This window comes from Pseudoalteromonas galatheae (genome assembly GCF_005886105.2).
GTDB classification, from domain to species: Bacteria; Pseudomonadota; Gammaproteobacteria; order Enterobacterales; family Alteromonadaceae; genus Pseudoalteromonas; species Pseudoalteromonas galatheae.
Window position 1 is genome coordinate 1,844,185 of the sequence record NZ_PNCO02000001.1, and the last position, 21,715, is coordinate 1,865,899.

General features: G+C 42.7%; 19 protein-coding genes. 15 read left to right on the top strand and 4 right to left on the bottom strand.

All coding sequences use genetic code 11. The features are described from left to right. Positions 1-5: 5 nt before the first annotated feature. Positions 6-1,331: a CDP-diacylglycerol--serine O-phosphatidyltransferase gene (pssA, locus tag CWC29_RS08050; protein ID WP_128726023.1), complete on the bottom strand. Its 1,326-nt coding sequence runs from the start codon at positions 1,329-1,331 to the stop codon at positions 6-8. Between the two features lie 286 nt (positions 1,332-1,617). On the opposite strand from pssA, the gene trxB reads away from it, so the two are divergent. The 4 genes from trxB (at position 1,618) to infA (ending at position 4,626) form a co-directional block, all read left to right on the top strand. Then, complete coding sequence (gene trxB / locus CWC29_RS08055; protein WP_017217521.1) at positions 1,618-2,571, top strand: thioredoxin-disulfide reductase; 954 nt, start codon at positions 1,618-1,620, stop codon at positions 2,569-2,571. An 89-nt stretch (positions 2,572-2,660) separates the two neighbouring features. Then, positions 2,661-3,377 carry a leucyl/phenylalanyl-tRNA--protein transferase gene (aat, locus tag CWC29_RS08060; protein WP_128726022.1) on the top strand — a complete coding sequence of 239 codons (717 nt, stop codon included), beginning with the start codon at positions 2,661-2,663 and terminating at the stop codon, positions 3,375-3,377. After that, the gene (locus CWC29_RS08065) at positions 3,370-4,101 is read left to right on the top strand and encodes an arginyltransferase (RefSeq protein ID WP_128726021.1); all 732 of its coding nucleotides are present in this window, start codon (positions 3,370-3,372) and stop codon (positions 4,099-4,101) included. Before aat ends, CWC29_RS08065 begins: the two co-directional genes overlap by 8 nt. Before the next feature lie 306 nt (positions 4,102-4,407). Further along, positions 4,408-4,626: a translation initiation factor IF-1 gene (infA, locus tag CWC29_RS08070; protein WP_002962494.1), complete on the top strand. Its 219-nt coding sequence runs from the start codon at positions 4,408-4,410 to the stop codon at positions 4,624-4,626. Positions 4,627-5,107: 481 nt separating this feature from the next. Here the strand turns inward: infA and clpA are convergent, their stop codons facing one another. Continuing rightward, entirely contained in the window at positions 5,108-7,372 is a 2,265-nt protein-coding gene (clpA, locus tag CWC29_RS08075) for an ATP-dependent Clp protease ATP-binding subunit ClpA (RefSeq protein WP_128726020.1), read from the bottom strand. A 28-nt stretch (positions 7,373-7,400) separates the two neighbouring features. Next, entirely contained in the window at positions 7,401-7,718 is a 318-nt protein-coding gene (clpS, locus tag CWC29_RS08080; RefSeq protein ID WP_010379297.1) for an ATP-dependent Clp protease adapter ClpS, read from the bottom strand. Between the two features lie 199 nt (positions 7,719-7,917). Between clpS and cspD the strand changes: the two genes are divergently transcribed. The 8 genes from cspD to CWC29_RS08120 all read left to right on the top strand — a co-directional run bounded on the left by cspD (position 7,918) and on the right by CWC29_RS08120 (position 16,955). Further along, positions 7,918-8,136: a cold shock domain-containing protein CspD gene (cspD, locus tag CWC29_RS08085; RefSeq protein ID WP_010379294.1), complete on the top strand. Its 219-nt coding sequence runs from the start codon at positions 7,918-7,920 to the stop codon at positions 8,134-8,136. A gap of 491 nt (positions 8,137-8,627) precedes the next feature. Further along, positions 8,628-10,847: an NADP-dependent isocitrate dehydrogenase gene (locus tag CWC29_RS08090; RefSeq protein WP_138523052.1), complete on the top strand. Its 2,220-nt coding sequence runs from the start codon at positions 8,628-8,630 to the stop codon at positions 10,845-10,847. Positions 10,848-10,958: 111 nt separating this feature from the next. Further along, positions 10,959-11,627: a pseudouridine synthase gene (locus tag CWC29_RS08095; protein WP_138523054.1), complete on the top strand. Its 669-nt coding sequence runs from the start codon at positions 10,959-10,961 to the stop codon at positions 11,625-11,627. A gap of 114 nt (positions 11,628-11,741) precedes the next feature. Then, positions 11,742-12,842, top strand: a complete 1,101-nt coding sequence (gene mnmA, locus CWC29_RS08100) for a tRNA 2-thiouridine(34) synthase MnmA (protein ID WP_138523056.1) — start codon at positions 11,742-11,744, stop codon at positions 12,840-12,842. Further along, positions 12,842-13,444: a high frequency lysogenization protein HflD gene (gene hflD, locus CWC29_RS08105; RefSeq protein ID WP_128726016.1), complete on the top strand. Its 603-nt coding sequence runs from the start codon at positions 12,842-12,844 to the stop codon at positions 13,442-13,444. The genes mnmA and hflD overlap by 1 nt, the downstream gene beginning before the upstream one ends. Before the next feature lie 273 nt (positions 13,445-13,717). Next, positions 13,718-15,088, top strand: a complete 1,371-nt coding sequence (gene purB / locus CWC29_RS08110; protein ID WP_128726015.1) for an adenylosuccinate lyase — start codon at positions 13,718-13,720, stop codon at positions 15,086-15,088. 87 nt (positions 15,089-15,175) lie between these two features. After that, the gene (locus CWC29_RS08115; RefSeq protein WP_138523058.1) at positions 15,176-16,363 is read left to right on the top strand and encodes a ribosomal protein uL16 3-hydroxylase; all 1,188 of its coding nucleotides are present in this window, start codon (positions 15,176-15,178) and stop codon (positions 16,361-16,363) included. 133 nt (positions 16,364-16,496) lie between these two features. Then, complete coding sequence (locus CWC29_RS08120) at positions 16,497-16,955, top strand: GNAT family N-acetyltransferase (RefSeq protein ID WP_128726013.1); 459 nt, start codon at positions 16,497-16,499, stop codon at positions 16,953-16,955. Here the strand turns inward: CWC29_RS08120 and CWC29_RS08125 are convergent. Then, positions 16,939-17,388, bottom strand: coding sequence for a DUF4826 family protein (locus CWC29_RS08125; protein ID WP_128726012.1), 450 nt, complete (start codon positions 17,386-17,388; stop codon positions 16,939-16,941). The two genes, CWC29_RS08120 and CWC29_RS08125, sit on opposite strands and share 17 nt — an antisense overlap. 289 nt (positions 17,389-17,677) lie before the next feature. Between CWC29_RS08125 and CWC29_RS08130 the strand changes: the two genes are divergently transcribed. The 3 genes from CWC29_RS08130 (at position 17,678) to CWC29_RS08140 (ending at position 21,712) form a co-directional block, all read left to right on the top strand. Further along, complete coding sequence (locus CWC29_RS08130) at positions 17,678-18,436, top strand: MipA/OmpV family protein (RefSeq protein WP_138523060.1); 759 nt, start codon at positions 17,678-17,680, stop codon at positions 18,434-18,436. Beyond that, positions 18,426-19,499: an efflux RND transporter periplasmic adaptor subunit gene (locus CWC29_RS08135; protein ID WP_167815419.1), complete on the top strand. Its 1,074-nt coding sequence runs from the start codon at positions 18,426-18,428 to the stop codon at positions 19,497-19,499. The genes CWC29_RS08130 and CWC29_RS08135 overlap by 11 nt, the downstream gene beginning before the upstream one ends. Before the next feature lie 104 nt (positions 19,500-19,603). Continuing rightward, a complete protein-coding gene (locus CWC29_RS08140; protein ID WP_138523064.1) occupies positions 19,604-21,712 on the top strand; it encodes an efflux RND transporter permease subunit in 2,109 nt (702 codons plus the stop codon). Positions 21,713-21,715 lie beyond the last annotated feature (3 nt).

The following is a 21,715-nucleotide window of genomic DNA, read 5'->3' on the forward strand; positions in this document are numbered from 1 at the left end:
TTGCGTTAAATAAAACGCTTAATAATAAAGTCGACTTTCACACGCTTAGCCTGACCAAGAAGCTTTTTCACAGGTGCTGGGTAATCCCCCAACGTTTCGAGGTCATCGTGGCTTTCAATGCGACGGCAATGTTTTAAGATCTCTTGCTTTTCTAACTCGATTTGAGGCAGCAATGCTTTGTCGGGATCTTCGATTAGAATGCCATTTTCAATATCTAACCCCCACGCCCTTGGGTTGAGGTTATGACCACTCATTAAATGCGTATCGCCATCTTTGCTCACTCCTTTCAAGTGGAACGAGTTGTTGCCATCTTGCCACAGATATACATCCAACAATCCGGCAGTGATGAAGCGGCGTTGCGATTTGATAAATTTATACAAAATGGTTTCGTACAAATAAGGAAGCGCACCAATTCGGCTAAATGGCTGTTCTGGACTGATATAGAAATCATTCGCCGTTTTATCCCCCACCACTATTGTCACCTTTTTACCAGTTTTCAGTAATCGACGTAACGAGCGAAGTAGAGGAGCCGGAAAATTGAAGTAAGGTGTGTAAAGAACTAACTCTTGTTCTGTGGTATCGAAAAGCGCCTTAATAAGGCGATTTAGCTTATTAGTTCTACGTCCAAACCCTAAATATGGACGAACTGTTAAACCATCCCGACTGTTCGCCTTTGAAATATCATAACTGGCCTTTTTCAACTGTTTCATCAGCTGCTTTTGCGCAGTGCGAATGTCAAGTAAAGTAGGTAATGGGCGAATGTCGAGTCTAGGTACTGCGTCGGACGCTATCAATACTTGATCGGTAAAGTGGCAAAAGCTATCCGCAAGCTGCACTTGTTTAATCACAAAATAGCGGTCTAGGCGGTATTTTTCATCATGATGCAAGTAGACATTATTTAAACTAGCACCGCTATAAAGCAGGATATCGTCAATAACAAAGCCTTTTAAATGCAACACGCCAAAAAGCTCTTTTGCTTTTACCGGTACACCGTACACTTCAACTTGAGTACCTAGCTGCTCTTTTAAATCACAATATAGCTTGGCATTGCCTTCTGACTTTTCAGCGCCAATGAGGCCCCGTTGCGCACGGTGAAAATCCACCAACACTTTTACCGTTAAGTCTGGATTTTGCTGCGCAGCCTCGTGCAATGCGTGCAATATCTCGCGACCCGCCTCATCATCTTGTAAGTAAAGTGCGGTGATGTAAATACGCGTTTTTGCCTGTGAAATAAGTTGTAAAAGCGTCTGATGATATTGCTTAGCATCAGTTAACACCTCACAATCTTGTGCACTTAACCCAAAGCCTGGGGTATTCTGCCAAAATGCCATATGTACCTTTTCAATTAGGCTATCAACTATTGATAGCAAAACAAAATTCTCTAAAACATACCAAAAAAAAAACCTGAGGTCATGAAATACTGCCGTTTTTTGCCAGTACTGAACAAGATTGCTTAATGTGTAGTCGATTTAGAACAAAACAGTACAAATTTTTTGACAACTTGCCAATTTACACCAAATCAGATTACGGTTTTTTATTTACTTCCCTATTGAATTACATAGAATCGAACAAACTTTTGCTTAATAGCATTTTTTAGAATTGAGTTAGGAAAATTACATGAGCGATGCAAAACACTGCAAACTGTTGATTTTAGGTTCGGGTCCTGCGGGCTACACTGCCGCGGTATACGCAGCACGAGCAAATTTAAACCCAGTATTAATCACAGGTATGCAGCAAGGTGGTCAGCTGACTACAACAACTGAAGTCGAGAACTGGCCTGGTGATGCACATGGTTTAACGGGTCCAGCACTTATGGACCGTATGAAAGAACATGCAGAACGCTTTGAAACTGAGATCATTTTCGATCACATCAACAAAGTTGACGTGACGAAGCGCCCGTTCACACTCACTGGCGATCAAGGCACTTATACGTGTGATGCGTTAATCATCGCAACAGGTGCATCAGCTAAATACCTTGGTCTTGAGTCTGAAACAGCGTTCCAAGGCCGCGGCGTGTCGGCTTGTGCGACTTGCGATGGATTCTTCTATCGTGGTCAAAAGGTTGCGGTTGTTGGTGGTGGTAATACCGCGGTTGAAGAAGCACTTTATCTATCAAACATCGCAGAAGAAGTACATGTTATTCACCGCCGCGACTCTTTCCGCAGTGAGAAAATTCTTGCTGATCGCCTAATGGATAAAGCAGCGAATGGTAATGTTGTGTTACACCTAAACCGCACACTTGATGAAGTGCTAGGTGATGATATGGGTGTTACTGGTATTCGTATCAAAGATACTGATTCAGAAGCGACAGAGCAGCTTGATCTTGCTGGTGTTTTCATCGCAATTGGTCACAAGCCAAACACAGATATGTTTGAGGGCCAGCTAGAGATGAAAGATGGTTATTTGGTTGTACAGTCTGGTCTAAATGGTAACGCAACACAGACTAGTGTTGAAGGTGTGTTTGCAGCAGGTGATGTGTCTGACCACATTTACCGTCAGGCAATTACCTCTGCAGGTACAGGCTGTATGGCAGCACTAGATGCAGAGCGCTTCCTAGACAGCCAAAAATAATAGATAAATGGGTCGGTCTAGGCTGGCCCTCTTCCCTCCTTGCTTTAATTTGCTATATTGAAATAAATAACAATCCTGTAGTTTGTTCAATGATCCAACAACTGTTCCACCTCGCCCACGATGACTTTCGTTTTCCGCCAAATCACTATGCCTTGTCTGAACCAGATGGACTGCTTGCCATTGGTGGTTGTTTACAAGTAGAACGTCTGAAAAACGCTTATGCCAATGGGATCTTTCCTTGGTTTAATGAGGGTGAACCAATTATGTGGTGGAGCCCAAGCGAGCGCGGCATTTTGGAGCTTAAAGATTTTCATTGTGGTAAAACGCTAAGAAAAGCCCAACGTAAACTTAATCCGACCGTCACTATCAATACCGCCTTTTCACAAGTGATTGAAGCTTGTAGAAATCAACGAATGGCGGCTGAAGGAACTTGGATCACAAATGCGATGTTGGCTGCGTATCAGCAAGCGCACACTCAGGGGTTAGCACATAGTGTGGAAATATGGGAGCGAGACAAGCTCGTTGGCGGGCTCTATGGCATCATGCAGTCTGGTGTATTTTGTGGTGAATCTATGTTCCACACCTTACCTAATACATCCAAAATGGCGATGTGGGCACTGGTAAATTGGCTCAAAGCCCATCAGGCACATTTTATTGATTGCCAACTCGAAAACCCTTATTTGACAAGTTTGGGGTTAAAAGTTGTACCAAGGCGCGAGTTTTTGACTAGACTTAAATTGGCGGATCGATTTGAGATCCCATCATCAATGTGGCAGCCTCAGGAGTTGAAAGCTATCTATGAATGAACACTTTCCTTCTAAAATCGGACTGAGCCAACAATTTAGTTGTAGTTATTTACCTGAGCAGAAGGAACAGTTACTGGTTATTCTAGACCCAAATTGTTACAGCCCAGATAGATTTGAACAATTGTTAGCATTAGGGTTTCGCCGCAGTGGAGACCAGATTTATCGTCCACACTGTCCCGCATGCTCAGCTTGTCAATCTGTAAGAGTATTAACTCAAGAATTTAAACCGAGTAGGTCTCAAAAACGCAAACGCAATAAATTAAAGCAAGATTATCAACTAATTATTAGCCATCAGGAGCGTCCTGAATACTATCCGCTATACGAAAAATATATCAGTCTACGCCACAGCGATGGCTCTATGTACCCACCTAACCGTCTCCAGTACGAAAGCTTCTTATTTTGTCGTTGGATGAACATTGTCTTTATCGAGCTATGGCACAAAGATAAGTTAATTGCAGTAGCCGTCACTGATTCAATGCCTTATTCATTGTCTGCTATTTATACCTTTTTCGATCCTGAGTATGAATCACTAAGTATCGGTACTATCATGATAATGGCTCAGCTAGAACAGGCAGCGAAACAGAATAAACCATACTTGTACTTGGGTTATCAAATCGACGAATGCAAGAAAATGCGTTACAAAACCCAATTTGTGCCAGCACAAAAACTAGTTAAAGATATTTGGCAAAATATTGATCCGGATGCTCCACAACCTTGTGCTTAGTATCTAGTTTTCCTGCATACGTTAGCTCAAATGTAGGAATCCCCCCCTTTTTAACACCACAATAATCCCATAGCGTGGACAAAAAACATGCGTTACTAGCAGGCTTTCCTATGCTAGAATGACGCCCTCGCCTATCAATAAGGCTCCAGATTTTGAAATGCGTTAGGAATAGAAAGCAAAAAACTTTGGTAAAACTGGCTTAATAAACGACCAAATTAACAAAAAATCAGCTTGTAACTTTACTTATTCCCCGCTTTTGGGCAAAATCTGCATCGTTTAATTTAACCAAGAGGTGATACGCTACACATGGCGAAAGAAGACGTAATTGAAATGCAAGGCACGGTCCTTGATACGCTACCAAACACAATGTTCCGTGTTGAACTAGAAAATGGTCACGTGGTTGTTGCACATATTTCTGGAAAAATGCGCAAAAACTACATCCGTATTTTGACTGGTGACAAAGTTACTGTCGAAATGACGCCTTACGACCTATCAAAGGGACGTATTGTCTTCCGTGCTCGTTAATCTGCGTGTGTAGATTTATACTAAGTTGATGCCGTAAACTCGTTGATACCCAAGCGACTTCAACATGCTGATGTTACTTAGGTATACCAAGTTCATTCAAGCAATTAGTATACACGAACGACTAGCACTGAATTTAAGCGATGATAATACCGCATCTAATTCAGTGATAACAAAAAGCCCAGTGAAGCTGGGCTTTTTGTCGTTTAAAGCTATGTATCTAACCCCACCGTTCAAAGGGAGCACCATGGTCTTCCATGCTCGTTAATCTGCGTGTGTAGATTTATACTAAGTTGATGCCGTAAACTCGTTGATACCCAAGCGACCTCAGCATGCTGATGTTACTTAGGTATACCAAGTTCATTCAAGCAATTAGTATACACGAACGACTAGCACTGAATTTAAGCGATGGTAATACCGCATCTAATTCAGTGATAACAAAAAGCCCAGCGAAGCTGGGCTTTTATCAAATACTTCAAAAGTTTTATGCTGATACCGCTTCCGTTTGGTAATCAAAGGACAACTTGTTGTCTTTAACCGTGACTTTGACCGTACCACCATCAGACAAATGACCAAATAAGATTTCGTTGGCAAGTGGCTTTTTCAGGTTATCCTGAATAACCCTCGCCATTGGACGAGCTCCCATGGCTTTGTCATAACCAAGATCCGCAAGCCAATCTCGTGCTTGCGCCGTAAGCTCAAGGTTGACCGATTTCTTATCAAGCTGTGCTTGCAATTCAACAATGAATTTATCAACAACTTGCAAGATAACTTCTTTCTCTAGGTGGTTGAACCAAATGATGTTATCCAGGCGGTTTCTAAACTCTGGCGTAAACACCTTATTGATTTCTACCATTGCATCGTGAGAATAGTCTTGCTGCTGGAACCCAATAGATTGACGAACAGTCTCTTGAACACCTGCGTTTGTTGTCATTACTAACACAATATTTCTGAAGTCAGCTTTGCGACCATTATTATCTGTCAGCGTACCATGATCCATAACTTGCAATAGAATGTTATAAATGTCCGAATGCGCCTTCTCAATTTCATCTAACAAGACTACAGCGTGAGGATGCTTGATTGCGGCTTCAGTCAACAGTCCCCCCTGCTCAAAACCAACATATCCCGGAGGAGCGCCGATTAGGCGGCTAACTGCGTGGCGCTCAGAGTACTCAGACATGTCGAAGCGGATAAACTCTATGCCCATGCATTTAGCAAGCTGTTTAGTCACTTCAGTTTTACCAACCCCTGTGGGGCCAGCAAACAAGAATGAACCAACAGGCTTGTCCTCGTTAGCAAGACCAGAACGCGATAGACGAATTGCTGATGTTAACGCGTCAATCGACTCATCTTGACCAAACACCAACATCTTCAAGTTGCGATCAAGGTTTTTAAGCGTTTCTTTATCACTAGATGACACGCTTTGTTGCGGAATACGAGCCATTTTAGAGACGATAGCTTCAATATCCGACACATTAATCGTTTTCTTGCGTCTCGAAGTTGGTTGCAGTCTTTGACTTGCGCCCGCTTCATCAATGACGTCGATAGCTTTGTCTGGCAAATGGCGTTCATTGATATATTTAGCACTGAGTTCAGCTGCCGCTTTCAACGCTTTTTGTGTATAACGAATACCGTGATGTTCTTCATAACGCTCTTTCAAACCATGTAAAATTTTAGTGGTATCTTCGACACTAGGTTCGACCACATCAATCTTTTGGAAGCGACGCACTAATGCCCTGTCTTTCTCAAAAATATTTTTGAATTCAGAGTATGTTGTCGAGCCCATACAGCGAAGCTGTCCACTCGATAACAGCGGCTTGATTAAGTTAGACGCATCCATCACACCACCTGAGGCAGCCCCAGCGCCGATAATGGTATGGATCTCATCAATAAATAAAATCGCATGAGGTTTTGATTGAAGCTCTTTCAGTAGTGCTTTAAAACGTTTCTCAAAGTCACCGCGATATTTTGTACCAGCTAGTAATGCTCCCATATCTAGTGAGTACACTACCGCGTCTGCAATTACATCGGGTACCTGATTATTAACGATCCTATACGCTAAACCTTCAGCGATTGCCGTTTTACCAACACCGGCTTCACCAACGAGCAATGGGTTGTTTTTCTTACGACGACACAGCACCTGAACCGTACGCTCGACTTCCTCATCGCGACCGACCAGCGGGTCTATGCGACCAGACTCGGCTTGCACATTTAAGTTGGAAGTAAAGTTTTCTAGCTTAGTTTTCTCTTCCTGTTGTATCTCATTGTTGTCATCCTGCATTTCTTCATGATCTTCTTGCTCATGCTCATCTTCAATTTTTGAAATGCCATGACTAATGAAGTTAACGATATCTAGGCGACTAACGTCAGCTTTTTTAAGTAAATAAACCGCTTGGCTCTCTTGCTCAGAAAAAATCGCAACTAGCACGTTTACCCCAGTTACTTCTGAGCGGCCTGACGATTGAACATGGAATACCGCACGCTGCAACACGCGCTGAAAACCAAGTGTTGGTTGTGTTTCTCTGTCTTCCTCTAAATCTGGAATAACAGGCGTAGTTTCATCAATAAACTCTGATAACTCGCGCTTCAAGGTGTTCATATCGACACCACAGGCATCAAGCGCCTCACTAGCAGAGGGGTTATCGATCAATGCAAGTAATAAATGCTCAACCGTCATAAACTCGTGACGGCGAGAACGGGCCTCGCGAAACGCGGCGTTAAGAGTAAGTTCTAAGTCTTTGTTTAGCATTGGCAACCCCCAACAAGAAATTTATAGGTCATTCCTGCTCACAACTACAGAGCAGTGGGTGCTCGTTGTCACGAGCATATCGGTTTACCTGCTCAGCCTTGGTATGGGCTATATCAGCAGGGTATACTCCACATACCGCTTTTCCCTTGTGATGTACTTCTAGCATCACTTCAGTTGCTCTCTCGCTATCCATATTGAAGAATGTCGTCAATACCTCGACAACAAAATCCATGGGCGTGTAATCATCATTATTCAAAATCACTTTATATTTTCGCGGCGGTTGAAGCTGCTGCTTCTGTTCTTCGCGAACGGCGTCCAATACACCCGAATCTTTTGTCCCACTCATAATAAATATAGTCTTGTCTTATATACTCAAGCAAATAGATTTGAGAAATAAATAAAATGTTAAAAAAAAGAGCAAAAAACTTGACTGTTTGCTCATATAAACTACAGTCTTACATGACTGTCTAATCTATGGGCAGTTTAGCAAAATTAAAAGAGTAGATTAACTTAAATTTAGTCAACTTATAGAAGGATGTAGAAGTATGGCTTGCGGAAAAGTCAAATGGTTCAATAACGCCAAAGGGTTTGGTTTCATCGTAGAAGACGGCAGTGACGAAGATATCTTTGCTCATTACTCAACGATTGTAATGGATGGATACAAGACGCTTAAAGCTGGTCAGGATGTATCATTCGAGCTACAGCAAGGCCCCAAGGGTCTACACGCGACTAACATCGCTCCAATCACGGAAGATGTTGTTTAAGTGTTAAGTAGCTTTTGGCTAAAGCGGGTTACTTGAGTGCTCGCTTATTCCTCTCCTCAAACCACTCCACCAAATCTAAAAGAAATTTTCAGCCTTTTCTTATCACATTTGTTATAACTTTTCACTTTTGCACTTTAAATTTAATAATTAGCCCCCATATGCAAACACTGTTAGACTAAAGCACGCTTGCAAAGTCAATTTCAGGTTGGTTAGATATTGCTACTTTGATGCATTTCAATGCTGAACAAATACCAGTTATTGTGATAAGCCAAAAGTATAAATACCTAACAAACTTGCTAATGCTGCGCTACCTAGGCATAGATTCTAACGAGGATTGCCGAGGTTTTTTTGCATCTTTCACTAATCGCTTAGTGAACTGGTCCAGTTTAAACCAGCTACAACGACACGTTGTTGAGTGTGAAAATTGCGTTGCTTAGTCCTATTAGCAATTGTTGAACGGCGTAACAGCCCACAACTATCTAGGAATGATGATGACATCGAAAATTATCTACACCAAAACAGATGAAGCCCCGGCTCTCGCAACTTACTCGCTATTGCCAATCATCCAAGCATTCACTAAGCCTGCAAATATCGAAGTTGAAACTCGCGATATTTCGCTTGCAGGCCGTATTATTGCGACTTTTCCTGAGTACCTAAAAGAAGAACAACGTATCGGTGATGCACTTGCTGAGCTAGGTGCACTTGCTAAAACGCCTGAAGCTAACATCATCAAGTTACCTAATATCAGTGCGTCAATTCCACAGCTTCGTGCAGCGATTAAAGAATTGCAAGCTAAAGGCTACGCGCTGCCAGAGTATCCTTCTGAAGCCAAAACAGACGAAGAAGCCGATGTTAAAGCACGTTATGACAAAATCAAAGGTAGTGCAGTAAACCCTGTACTTCGTGAAGGTAACTCAGACCGCCGTGCTCCAACTTCAGTCAAAGGCTACGCTCGTAAAAACCCGCATTCAATGGGCGCTTGGTCTAAAGACTCTCAGTCTTATGTTGCATCAATGACTGACGGTGATTTCTTCGGTTCTGAACAGTCGGTAACAGTTGCTGAAGCGACTGATGTTCGAATTGAACACGTAGCGAGCAATGGTGACATCACCGTACTAAAACAAAGCACGCCACTACTTGCTGGCGAAATCATTGATGCCTCTCGTATGAGTGTACAAGCACTACGTGAATTCTTAGCAGCACAAGTACAAGAAGCAAAAGATAAAGGCGTATTATTCTCACTACACATGAAAGCAACCATGATGAAGGTATCAGATCCAATCATCTTTGGTCATGCAGTAAAAGTATTCTACAAAGACGTATTCGAAAAGCATGCTGCGACATTTGCTGAAATCGGTGTTGATGCAAGCAATGGTGTTGGCGACGTGTACTCAAAAATTGAGTCGTTGGACGATGCAAAGCGCAAAGAAATCGAAGCAGACCTTGCAGCAGTTTACGAGACAGCACCTGATATCGCGATGGTAGACTCAGACCGTGGTATTACAAACCTGCATGTACCTAGTGACGTGATCATCGATGCATCAATGCCTGCGGCAATTCGTTCAAGCGGCCAGATGTGGAACGCTGAAGGCAAACAACAAGATACTGCTTTTGTGATCCCTGATCGTTGTTACTCAGGTGTGTACAGTGCGACGATTGATTTCTGTAAGGAAAATGGCGCATTTGATCCACGTACGATGGGTACCATCCCTAACGTCGGCCTGATGGCACAAAAAGCGGAAGAGTACGGTTCACACGACAAAACGTTTGAAGCACCATCAGCTGGCACAATTCGTGTTGTAGATATTGCAGGTAACACCTTACTTGAACACACAGTAGAAGAAGGCGACATCTGGCGCATGTGTCAGGTGAAAGATGCACCAATCAAAGACTGGGTAAAATTGGCGGTTAACCGCGCTCGTGCGACAAATACACCAGCAGTTTTTTGGTTAAATGAAGCGCGTGCTCACGACGCTGAACTTATCAAAAAGGTAAACGCTTATCTGCCTGAACATGATACTGATGGCCTTGAAATTTTAATCAAAGCACCAGTAGATGCAACGCTATACTCACTAGAGCGCATGAAAAAAGGCGAAGATACTATTTCAGTAACGGGTAACGTATTACGTGACTATCTGACTGACCTATTCCCAATTTTAGAGCTTGGTACCAGTGCAAAAATGCTATCTATCGTTCCACTAATGAATGGTGGTGGCTTATTTGAAACTGGTGCGGGTGGTTCTGCGCCTAAACACGTACAACAGTTCGAAAAAGAAAACCACTTGCGTTGGGATTCGCTAGGCGAATTCCTTGCACTTGCTGCTTCTTTTGAGCATTTAAGCCAAACAACAGGTAATGCTAAGGCACAAGTACTTGCAGATACACTAGATGCAGCAACGGCTAAATTCTTAGATGAAAATAAGTCGCCTTCGCGTAAAGTGAAAGAGCTTGATAACCGTGGTAGTCATTTCTACCTTGCAATGTACTGGGCTCAGGAGCTGGCTGCGCAAGACAAAGATGCAGAGCTTAAAGCTAAGTTTGAAAATGTTGCTGCAGAACTGACAGCTAAAGAAGCAGATATTGTTGCTGCACTTAATGAAGCACAAGGCCAAGCAATGGATGTTGGTGGTTATTACCAGCCAGAAGACGACAAAGCGTTCACAGCTATGCGCCCTTCTGTGGTATTTAACGATGTACTAGCGTCACTGTAATCTTCGGATAACAGTCAAAAAGCGGCCTAAGGGTCGCTTTTTTGCTTTCAGGCGACACTCGAGATCAATTGCGCTAAAATATCGTTTTTCGTGAACCTTAGGAATGTGGCGATGAGCACAAGTAGTAGAGCCAACACAAATAACAAAAGAAAATCACACGCAAATAGGCCCGCATTCTCTAGACATACCACAGCACGAAAAAAGCCAATAACTAACCGGCAGTCAAAACCCGCCCTACCACCAGATCAAGTAAAAGTCGTTTTATTTAATAAGCCCTTTGATGTTTTGTGTCAGTTTACTGATGATCAAAACCGTCAAACATTAGCTGATTTTATTGATATCAAAGATGTCTATGCTGCAGGCCGCTTGGATAGAGATAGCGAAGGGCTATTACTACTGACCAACTGCGGTAAATTACAAAACACCCTGACTTCTCCTAAAAAATCGACATATAAAACCTACTGGGTTCAAGTCGAAGGAGAACCAAGTAGCGAAAGCCTAAATGCGCTTAGAAATGGTGTAAAACTAAAAGATGGTCCAACTTTACCTGCCAAAGTAGAAGTTATGACTGAGCCCAATGTCTGGTCACGTAATCCGCCGATTAGAGAGCGCAAAAATATTCCAACAACCTGGCTTTCTATTTCCATCAAAGAAGGGCGTAATAGACAAGTCCGTCGTATGACGGCGCATATTGGTCATCCCACGCTTAGACTGATTCGCGCACAAATAGGCAAATATAGTCTGGGCGATCTTAAAAACGGTGAATATCGAGTGCTTTAGCATTTTCTACTAGGACTTTTCTCCTGCGCTCTAACACCTCACGGGCGTGCAATTTAAAGAGATTTGAGTATAATAAGCGCTTTCTATCTGAGCATTAAGATTAATAGCGAAATTATGAGCGATAATAGTCACATTAAAGTCATTGTCGGAATGTCCGGCGGTGTAGATTCTTCTGTATCTGCCTACCTTTTAAAACAACAAGGCTACCACGTAGAAGGCTTGTTTATGAAGAACTGGGAAGAAGATGACAATGATGAGTATTGTGCAGCAGCTGAAGATCTGAAAGATGCTCAGGCAGTGTGTGATAAGCTAGGTATTGAGCTACACACCGTAAACTTTGCTGCTGAATACTGGGACAATGTGTTTGAACACTTCCTTGAAGAATACAAGGCTGGCCGTACACCAAACCCAGACATCATGTGCAACAAAGAAATCAAATTTAAAGCTTTTTTACAGTTTGCAGCAGAAGCGTTAGGCGCGGACTATATCGCAACTGGCCACTATGTTCGTCGAGCGGAGCGTGACGGTAAATTCGTTATGCTTCGTGGAGATGACGAGAACAAAGATCAAAGCTACTTCCTTTACACATTAAGCCATGAACATATTGCGCAAACACTCTTCCCTGTAGGTGAAATTGAAAAGCCAGAGGTGCGTAAAATCGCAGAGGAACAAGGCTTAATCACGCATGATAAGAAGGATTCAACCGGGATCTGCTTTATCGGTGAGCGCAAATTTAAAGACTTCCTTGCCAAGTTTTTACCCGCACAGCCTGGTGTGATTGAAGATTGTGAAGGTAATCATGTTGGTGAACATGAAGGCTTGATGTACCACACGCTCGGTCAACGTAAGGGCCTTTTAATTGGTGGCTCTAAAGAAGGCAACGGTGAACCTTGGTATGTGGTAGATAAAGATATCGAACGTAATGTACTGGTTGTTGGTCAAGGTAAAAACCACCCTCGCCTATTCAGCAATGGTCTAAACGCAAATCAGCTACATTGGGTTGACCGCGTAGGTCCACAAGGCACAACTCGCTGCACGGTAAAAACACGTTATCGCCAAACCGACATCCCTTGTACGTTATTAGTTGGCCAAGATGGTATGGCACGCGTGCTATTCGATGAACCACAAAAAGCCGTAACTCCTGGACAATCTGCGGTATTCTACGCAAATGATGTGTGCCTTGGCGGCGGTATTATCGAGTCGGTGATTAAATAATGCAAAACCAATACGTAATGCCTCTGGCGGCAATGTGTCAGATCAGTAAACTGGTACAAAAATGTGCGCGTTACGGCACCTTCAACGAGAATGAAGTTGAGGGCTTTTTAAAAAGCATTATTAACACTTCTCCTGAACGTCCTGAGGACGTTTACCCAGACAAATTTGCCATCAAAACAGGCTGCCGAACGCTGATCGAACAACTTTCGGCAGGCGGCGAAAAAGACGTTGAAATGGTTAAATATGTTGGCGCGATGATGCAATTAGAGCGGGTGCTAAGTAACGATAGTAAATCTCTTGATTTATTGGCGCAAAAAATTCAGCAAGTTGAGCGCCAGTTATTACACTTTGATATCTGTGAAAGCCAAGTTGTTGCAGCACTTGCCGACATTTACGGTCAAGTTATCAGCCCTCTTGGCCCTAAGATCCAAGTATTCGGTAAGCCTGAATTGTTAAAACAAACAACAACACAACAAAAAATTCGGGCGCTATTACTTGCCGGGATCCGTAGTGCAGTTTTGTGGCGTCAGCTCGGCGGTAAACGTCGTCAATTCTTTTTTGCGAAAAAGAAAATCATTACTGCTGCAAAAAGTTATATGTAATACCAATTTGTCTTAATACTTGCTCAATTTGAAGGAGCAAATCTGACGCTAACAGCGTTAAAAACTTTTTATTTAGAACACTAAATAAAAAATTTTCGCCTTGCCTACATGGATGCAGGTACTTTGGCGTGAGCAGGATGCGGAAGCGGTGTTATCAACTAGATTTTATCGCCTAAAAGTAGATCACTTAATTAATCAAGTTGGTATAAAATTCGTAGTGGTTCTAATGCCACTATCTAAGTATCGTTCAAAAACAAATAGTTAGGAGTTATTATGGAGCTTTCAGCGTTAACCGCTATCTCTCCAGTGGATGGTCGCTATGGTAGCAAGACCAAAGAACTGAGAAGCATCTTCAGTGAATTTGGCTTGATCAAATACCGCGTCATCGTAGAAGTTCGTTGGCTACAAGCGCTAGCGAGCAGTGACGCCATTACAGAAGTACCTGCTTTCAGCGATGAAGCCAACGCACTTCTTGACAGCATTGTTGAAAACTTCAGCGAAGCAGACGCAGCACGCGTAAAAGAGATTGAGCGCACCACTAACCACGACGTTAAAGCTGTAGAATACCTTCTTAAAGAAAAAGTAGCTGACAATGCCGAGCTAAACGCAGTCAATGAATTTATTCATTTTGCATGTACCTCTGAGGACATCAATAACCTTTCTCATGGCCTAATGCTCACCGAAGCGCGTGACACGGTATTACTGCCATACTGTGACGAGCTACTGAGCGCAATCAAAGACAAAGCGATTGAGTATAAGTCAATTCCAATGATGACTCGTACACACGGCCAACCTGCTTCACCATCAACCATGGGTAAAGAGTTTGCAAACGTGTATGTTCGCCTGCAACGTCAACGTCAGCAAATCGCTAACGTACAAATGCTTGGTAAAATCAATGGTGCCGTTGGCAACTATAATGCTCACCTAAGCGCTTATCCAGATTACGATTGGCATGCACACAGTGAACGTTTTGTATCAAGCCTAGGTTTGACTTGGAACCCATTCACAACGCAAATCGAACCGCATGACTATATCGCTGAGCTATTTGATGCGATTGCACGCTTCAATACTATCTTAATTGATTTTGACCGTGACGTTTGGGGTTATATCGCGCTAAACCACTTCAAGCAAAAAACCATTGCTGGTGAGATTGGTTCTTCAACAATGCCTCACAAAGTTAACCCTATCGACTTTGAAAACTCTGAAGGTAACCTTGGCATTGCTAACGCTATCTTTGCCCATCTTGCACAAAAGCTACCTGTTTCACGCTGGCAACGTGACCTAACTGACTCAACCGTTTTACGTAATTTAGGTGTTGGTATGGGTTATGCGCTTATCGCGTATCAAGCTACGCTTAAAGGTGTCAGCAAGTTAGAAGTTAATGCTGAGCGTTTACTTGCTGAGCTAGATGATAACTGGGAACTACTAGCAGAGCCAATCCAAACGGTAATGCGTAAGTACGGTATCGAAAAGCCATATGAAAAGCTAAAAGATCTTACTCGTGGTAAACGCGTAAACAAAGAAATCATGGCTGAGTTCATCGATAACTTAGACTTGCCAAATGAAGTAAAAGCACAAATGAAAGAAATGACGCCAGCAAACTATATCGGTCGTGCTGAAGCGTTCATTGAAGAACTAAACTAAGTATAAAGCGACACCAGCTTTTTACTACTTGGTATAGAATAAGCGAAAGAGTGCACTCTTTCGCTTTTTTATTACTGGAATTTCCCTATGTATCAACTGCAAATTAATGACCTTACCTTCGAACAATTTCTTGCCCAGTATTGGCAAAAAAAGCCATTACTCATCAAACAAGGATTCCGAGACTTTGAAGACCCAATTGAGCCAGAAGAACTTGCCGGCCTTGCAACTGAAGAATGCATAGAATCTCGAATTGTTACTAATCATAATGATAACTGGGAAGCCCATCACGGCCCTTTTGAACAATTTGATTTACTCACCGATAGTAACAGCACGCTATTGGTTCAAGCCGTTGATCACTGGCACCCACAAGCCGCGGAGTTAATAGAAGCATTTAGATTCATACCAAATTGGCGCATAGACGATTTGATGGTTAGCTTTTCGACTCCTGGTGGCGGTGTCGGTCCACACCTAGATCAATATGATGTCTTTATAATTCAAGGGCAAGGTAAACGTCACTGGAGAGTTGGTGAACGCGATAATGGCCTAAAGCAATTTGCACGCAATAAGAGTTTACTACAAGTAGAGCAATTCGAAGCAGTTATTGATGCGGTTCTTGAACCCGGTGATATCTTATATATTCCACCAGCTTGTCCTCACGAAGGTTACGCGGTTGAAGATGCTTTAAACTATTCGGTTGGTTTTAGAGCGCCTGATCAAAAAGATTTGCTTTCTAGCTTTGCTGACCACATCATTGATGTGGAAGCTGGAAAACGCCGTTTTAGCGACCCAGAATTACAACTCAGAGCGTCTATAGGCGAAGTGACCTGCGACGACCAACAGCAAATTAAGTCTCTTCTCAGCGCTTTAATTGAAGATAAGGCGCTATACAGCCAATGGCTTGGAAAAACACTCAGCGAACCAAAACATGAAATGGATCTAGCGCCATTAGACCCCGCTATTGACTCCCAAGCGCTTTTTGAAATTGCCAGAGAAAACCCATTGATTTATCGCGCAGGTGGGGTACGTGCCATTTACCAAATCGTTGACGATCATATTTTGTTCAGTGTTAATGGTGAAAACTATGAATTAGACCATCATTGTTTAGATGCCGTAAAGCAGCTAACCGATCAAGTTGTGTTCGAGTTTAATGCAATAATTCCTGCATTAAATAGTTTGGAATTTAAACAAACGTTAACTAAACTGATAAATGATGGGACCTACTTCATTGAAGACAGCGATCCAGCCGATGCTGACTTTGATGAGGGCTGGGAGTAGTGCCTGTTAGAACAAGATAGTCGCGTTCACAAAAATAACAATATGCCGCGAAAGCTTTGTGATTCAGGGCTTTCGCAAGCTCTAGCTTGTCGCTAAACAGGGAATGCAGGTGCAATCTGTAGATGGGGGCAGTATGAGTTACAAGATCAGAAGAGTGAATTGGCAAACCAAAAAATTGGAGCTTAAGGCAATACGCGAGCGCGTATTTGTGTATGAACTTCATATTCCCAAAGAAGTTGAGTTTGATCAGCAAGATATAACTGCCGAGCACTTAATCATTATTGATGATTTGGATGGACCCGTGGGCACAGGGAGACTTTGTGAAGACGGACTATTAAGTCGCATTGCTATATTCAAATCTCACCGTAATCGTGCTGCCTATGCTTCATTGATCGGGGGACTTGTCGATATCGCAAAAGACAAAGGCTTTGAGACCGTCTTTATTCAATGTATTTTGGATGAGGTGCCTGAATTTTTACAGTCAGGGTTTTCTGCACACGGGCATGTATTCATGGAAGCAGGCATTCCGAGACAGCGCTTGAAATGCCCTATTCAATCACTTAAAACCGACCCATTTACGATGCTTCATTAGCCCAAAGCTCATCTTTAGAGAAAAGCTCGTATAATCCGTGAGCTCGATTCACTAAGAGATTAGCAAACTGGGCTTGTGTCTTGTCTACTGGTTTTGCAGAAATGATCTCTTCCGCTTTCATTTGCCAGTGGAACGAAAAGTAACGCAAAGCTTCACGCGGTGTCGCTGCGGCAGATGCCTCAATATGGTCCGTCGGTAAGTTACCTGTGATAACCCAATACTTCTTGCCGTTTTGACCTTTAATTTTCCAAAGTGCAACCATTGGCTCAATATAGCGACACTCTTTTTCAAGAATACTTTGCGGTAACACCCCTTTATCCGCAAGATGTTTTTGTGCAGCTTGCACGCAACTACGTTGCCATTGTATTGACCTTTGGTGTTGTTGTTCTGGTGTTAACGCCTCTTGCTGCGGTCGGTTTTGTTCTTCACTCATTGTTCACCCTTTTCTTCTTTTTAGATTACCGAATAGCATTTTACTCTATCGTTATTTTCGCGATGCGTTATATAGCAAATTATTCAGCAAATCGGTTTTGATTCTTATACACCAAGCACTCAAACGCTTGCGAAGTTACCTGATACTAAGCTTTTGCAGTCATCACGGCAATAAGAACTAAGGAACTTTGCGTTTATATGATTAATTACTGAGCTGTAAGTTTCGAGAAAGTTTCTTTTTCTATTCTAGCCACATCAACATGATTACTTAAACTCAAGGAATACTGACTATGGCTAGATTACTATTAACGATCACTACTTCTTTTTCATTCTTTTGTTGTTCGTCAGCGTTTGCTGAACAGCAACCCCAATCAGAAGCGCTAAAATGGGGGATCGGCGGCGTTATTATTGCTCAGGACCAAGGTTATATAGATATTGGAAATGAAACAGAGTTTGTACCGGCCATCGCCATACAATATGGCGACTTCAACCTACTAGGGCCAAGAGCAACCTATAAACTATATCAAGCCGAACAATTTGAAATCAGTGTGGGTGCTCAATTACGGTTAGATGGATTCGAGGCAGCTGATAGCAAGTTCTTTACTGGCATGGAAGACAGAGATATGAGTTTCGATGCTGGATTTGATGCAGAATATGATACTAGCTTTGGTGAATTTGGATTCGAGTTCATGCATGACGTGAGTAGTACACACAAAGGCTATGAAGCCAGCGTAAGCTATGGTGTACCATTTAGATTTGCTGACGGCAGAGTATACCCGTATATCGCTGCGAACTTTCAAAGTGAAGACCTTGTTGATTATTACTATGGTGTCAGAGTAAACGAAGCATTAAGTTCTCGACCCTATTACCTTGGTGAATCCAGCACTGCACTCGAAGTCGGTATTCAAAGCGATTGGTATTTTGGTAAACATCATATGCTTAAAGCTGATGTTAGTTACACCAGTTACGGTGATGAAATAAAAGATTCTCCCCTTATCGATGCCTCTGGTAACGTACAAGTTTTGCTTGGGTATGTGTATGTTTTTTAGACTAGCAATAATAACGATCACCTTAACGCTTCAGGGCTGCAGTGATCCTTCAAACCTAGAGACTACTGCAGAAAAACGCTCAACGACGCTTATTTCAGTACCTGTAGAGTTAGCTACAACTATTCCGACGAAGCATTTTTATAGTCGTATCACAGGTAGTGATGTTGTCTATGTTGCTTCACTATCACAAGGGAGAATTGAGTCTTTATATACCTACTCAGGTCAATTAGTTAAAAAAGGAGACGTGCTAGCGTCACTCTATTCTCCAAGACTTAGCGCCCAACTGCGTGAAAAACAAGCGTTACTAGTCAGTTCTAAACGTACAGAGCAAAAGACACAGCTTGATTTCGAGCGAGCTAAAAAGCTCTTTACGGAGAAGCTTATAGCAAATTCTGCGCTTGAGTCCGCAAGGCTTGCGTTTAATATTGCAACCCAGCAAGTCCAAGCAACACAAGCTCAGGTTGAAGAGGCAAAAAATGCACTGAATGAGAACAAAATATTCGCTCGAAAGGAAGGTATCGTCACCAATATTTACGCTCGTTCAGGTGATGTCGTCTCTGCGGGACAGCCAATTTTCCAACTCCAGACATTATCTACGCTAAAGGCTGAATTTCAGCTCCCTGAACAAGAATTTATTGCTTTACAACTTAACCAAACCGTTCGCATAGCCATTCCTTCGCCAAGCAAAAGTCTAAGCGGTAAAATTATAGAGAAAGGTTTACCCTCTAATGCCGTTGGTAAGCTTTTTAAACTTATCGTCGATTTGGAAGTGAGTGACTCTGAACTAGTTGGCCTGCATAGTCGTCTTGAGCTCCCTATCACCAATACACCACTCTATAAAGTGCCAAGCAACGCAATCCACTATGATGCCTTGGGGCAAGCCTATGTGCTGGTTACTGAACCCAAGGTCCAAAGACGCGATGTGACTATTTTTGACAATGATGATAACCAAGTCATAGTCACAGCACCAAAACTGATGGGTAAAAACGTGCTCATCACATCGGAGGCCAAGTTAAATTTTAACTTGGCGCTATTGGAAGGTGAGTCTCATGAACAAAAGTAGAAGCTTATTAGTCCTATTCTCGCACTTTGTATTTAACCGACTTCAGCAGCGCTTATTTACAAGCATTACTGGCAGACCTATCAATAGGTTACAGGAGGAAGTTTATGGATAAGCTTCTCCCATCTAATTATCTCACTCCACGTCTAGTACTCGGGCTAAATCTGCTGCTTGTATTCACAGGTATTGTAGGCTGGTTTAAAGCAAAAAGTCAGGAGGACCCCAGCTTCCTCTATCGAAATGGCTTTATTCAAATTGTAAATCCAAGTGCTAGTGTCACTCAACTCAATGATGTCGTTGTTAAGCCACTTGAGCGACGTTTAGCAAAAATTGATGAGATTAATACCATACACGCACGGATAAAAACAGGAAGTGCCGTTATCGATATCGAGCTTAAAGAGCAAGTGTATAATACCGCTTTAGTTTGGCAACGCATCAAAGATGAAGTAGCACCACTGGGTGCAAGCTTAGCTGATAGCCAATTCTATGTAGTAGATCGAGCACAAGATACTCAAGGGATAGTCTTAACCGTGCGCACGGGAAAAGGATTAACAGCAGATAGGAAGCTCGCCCTCGAAGTACGTGATGAGCTTGAGTATCTCGACGTTGTGAGAAGTGCCTCGCTAGTAGGCGACCCCGGGCTTGAATTGGCTATTTTCTATTCTCAAGAGCGAATGCTCGCTTTTGGCCTCTCGCCAGCAGAGATTGCAAAACAGCTACGGGATGCCAATCAGCAAGATAGCCTTGGCGTATTGTCGCAAAATCTAAGTGCGCTATCGCTATTGCCTGTCAATCACCTGCGTAACGACGCTCAATTAAAAGACGTACAAATAACAACGCCTGACGGGTCAAAAATCCCACTCAGCACTATCGCTGATATTGGCTACCGGACTGCCCCAACTTCAAGCGAGCAATTTTGGCAAAATGGTCAACGAGTCATCGGTATTGCATTATCTCTACCGCCCAACAAACATAATATCGCTAACGCAGGGGATACTATCAAACAAGCTATTGCCGACATTAATGCACGATTTACAGATGCTCCCATTAAAATTGAGATTTTCCAGCCCGACTGGTCTCAAAAACGCCGTGAAGGATTAGTAAATTCTCTAATTCAAAGCTGTATCGTTATTTGCGTTGTTTTATTACTATTCCTTTCGGTACAAAGTGCGATTGTTATCAGTTTAACCGTACCCGCTATCGTGTTTTCTTCACTTGCGTTATTTATTACTTTCGATGGCGTTATTCACCAAATGACCATTGCCGGCTTGGTACTCTCATTAGGCTTGATGGTTGATAATTGCATTATCGTAGCTGAACGCTTGAGCTATTTACGCAGCAAAGGGTTTACGATGAGATCTTCCTTGGCGCACTCTGTGAACGAATTGAAAAAACCGCTTGCCGCGGCAACAATGACTACTATCGCAGCCTTCGTTCCCATGCTGTTGGCAAAAGGCAGTGTCGCTGATTTCATTGCTACTATTCCAGTGCTCGTTATCATCTGCATCTTATTGAGTTATGTTGCAGCACTACTACTGCTTCCTGTACTGTTTGTTTATTTCCCTATTTCCATCCCTTGGCTAGAAATGTGGCAGGAAACCGTTACTCAGAAGCTTTCAACATTTGGCTATCAGCTAGCTCATAAAACATTACAACATCCCGTATACACGATTGTGGCCGCTACTGCCATACTATGCACTTTACTTTCGCTACCTAATGCCAACGGCAAGTTCTTCCCAAATGCTAACCGCAATCAGATTTATATTGACGTCCAATTGCCGTTAGCTAGCCACATAGAAGCTACAACCAAGACAGCAAATCAAATCGCCGAGTATGCCCTTCAGTATCCTGCAGTCAGCGAAGCGATGGTATTTAGCGGCTTTTCAGGTCCAAGGTTCTACTATAACCTTGCACAAAAACCAAATGAATCCCATATTGCTCGAGTTGTATTAACGCTGCAGGATGATGTTAACCCGCCTGAATTTTCACGCTTCATCGATGGTTATTTAAACAAGCAATTTCCTGAGATCTTAATCAACGCCCGTGAGCTCGGGCAAGGTCCTCCTATTGAGAGCCCGATTGAGTTGAGGTTGAGTGGCAATGACCGTAATGCTCTATTCGCAAGCGCTGAAGCTATGCTTATGCACCTCAGACAGCAACCTAAAATCACCTCCCCATATCGTAATTATAGTTTGGCGCTCCTACCATTAACTTAGAAG

Coding starts and splice junctions, on each gene's coding strand:
- CWC29_RS08125 (WP_128726012.1), bottom strand. CDS start 17,388: ATGAGTGAAGAACAAAACCGACCGCAGCAAGAGGCGTTAACACCAGAA.
- clpA (WP_128726020.1), bottom strand. CDS start 7,372: ATGCTAAACAAAGACTTAGAACTTACTCTTAACGCCGCGTTTCGCGAG.
- aat (WP_128726022.1), top strand. CDS start 2,661: ATGATCCAACAACTGTTCCACCTCGCCCACGATGACTTTCGTTTTCCG.
- infA (WP_002962494.1), top strand. CDS start 4,408: ATGGCGAAAGAAGACGTAATTGAAATGCAAGGCACGGTCCTTGATACG.
- clpS (WP_010379297.1), bottom strand. CDS start 7,718: ATGAGTGGGACAAAAGATTCGGGTGTATTGGACGCCGTTCGCGAAGAA.
- CWC29_RS08135 (WP_167815419.1), top strand. CDS start 18,426: ATGTTTTTTAGACTAGCAATAATAACGATCACCTTAACGCTTCAGGGC.
- CWC29_RS08090 (WP_138523052.1), top strand. CDS start 8,628: ATGACATCGAAAATTATCTACACCAAAACAGATGAAGCCCCGGCTCTC.
- hflD (WP_128726016.1), top strand. CDS start 12,842: ATGCAAAACCAATACGTAATGCCTCTGGCGGCAATGTGTCAGATCAGT.
- CWC29_RS08095 (WP_138523054.1), top strand. CDS start 10,959: ATGAGCACAAGTAGTAGAGCCAACACAAATAACAAAAGAAAATCACAC.
- mnmA (WP_138523056.1), top strand. CDS start 11,742: ATGAGCGATAATAGTCACATTAAAGTCATTGTCGGAATGTCCGGCGGT.
- purB (WP_128726015.1), top strand. CDS start 13,718: ATGGAGCTTTCAGCGTTAACCGCTATCTCTCCAGTGGATGGTCGCTAT.
- CWC29_RS08065 (WP_128726021.1), top strand. CDS start 3,370: ATGAATGAACACTTTCCTTCTAAAATCGGACTGAGCCAACAATTTAGT.
- CWC29_RS08140 (WP_138523064.1), top strand. CDS start 19,604: ATGGATAAGCTTCTCCCATCTAATTATCTCACTCCACGTCTAGTACTC.
- CWC29_RS08120 (WP_128726013.1), top strand. CDS start 16,497: ATGAGTTACAAGATCAGAAGAGTGAATTGGCAAACCAAAAAATTGGAG.
- CWC29_RS08115 (WP_138523058.1), top strand. CDS start 15,176: ATGTATCAACTGCAAATTAATGACCTTACCTTCGAACAATTTCTTGCC.
- pssA (WP_128726023.1), bottom strand. CDS start 1,331: ATGGCATTTTGGCAGAATACCCCAGGCTTTGGGTTAAGTGCACAAGAT.
- trxB (WP_017217521.1), top strand. CDS start 1,618: ATGAGCGATGCAAAACACTGCAAACTGTTGATTTTAGGTTCGGGTCCT.
- CWC29_RS08130 (WP_138523060.1), top strand. CDS start 17,678: ATGGCTAGATTACTATTAACGATCACTACTTCTTTTTCATTCTTTTGT.
- cspD (WP_010379294.1), top strand. CDS start 7,918: ATGGCTTGCGGAAAAGTCAAATGGTTCAATAACGCCAAAGGGTTTGGT.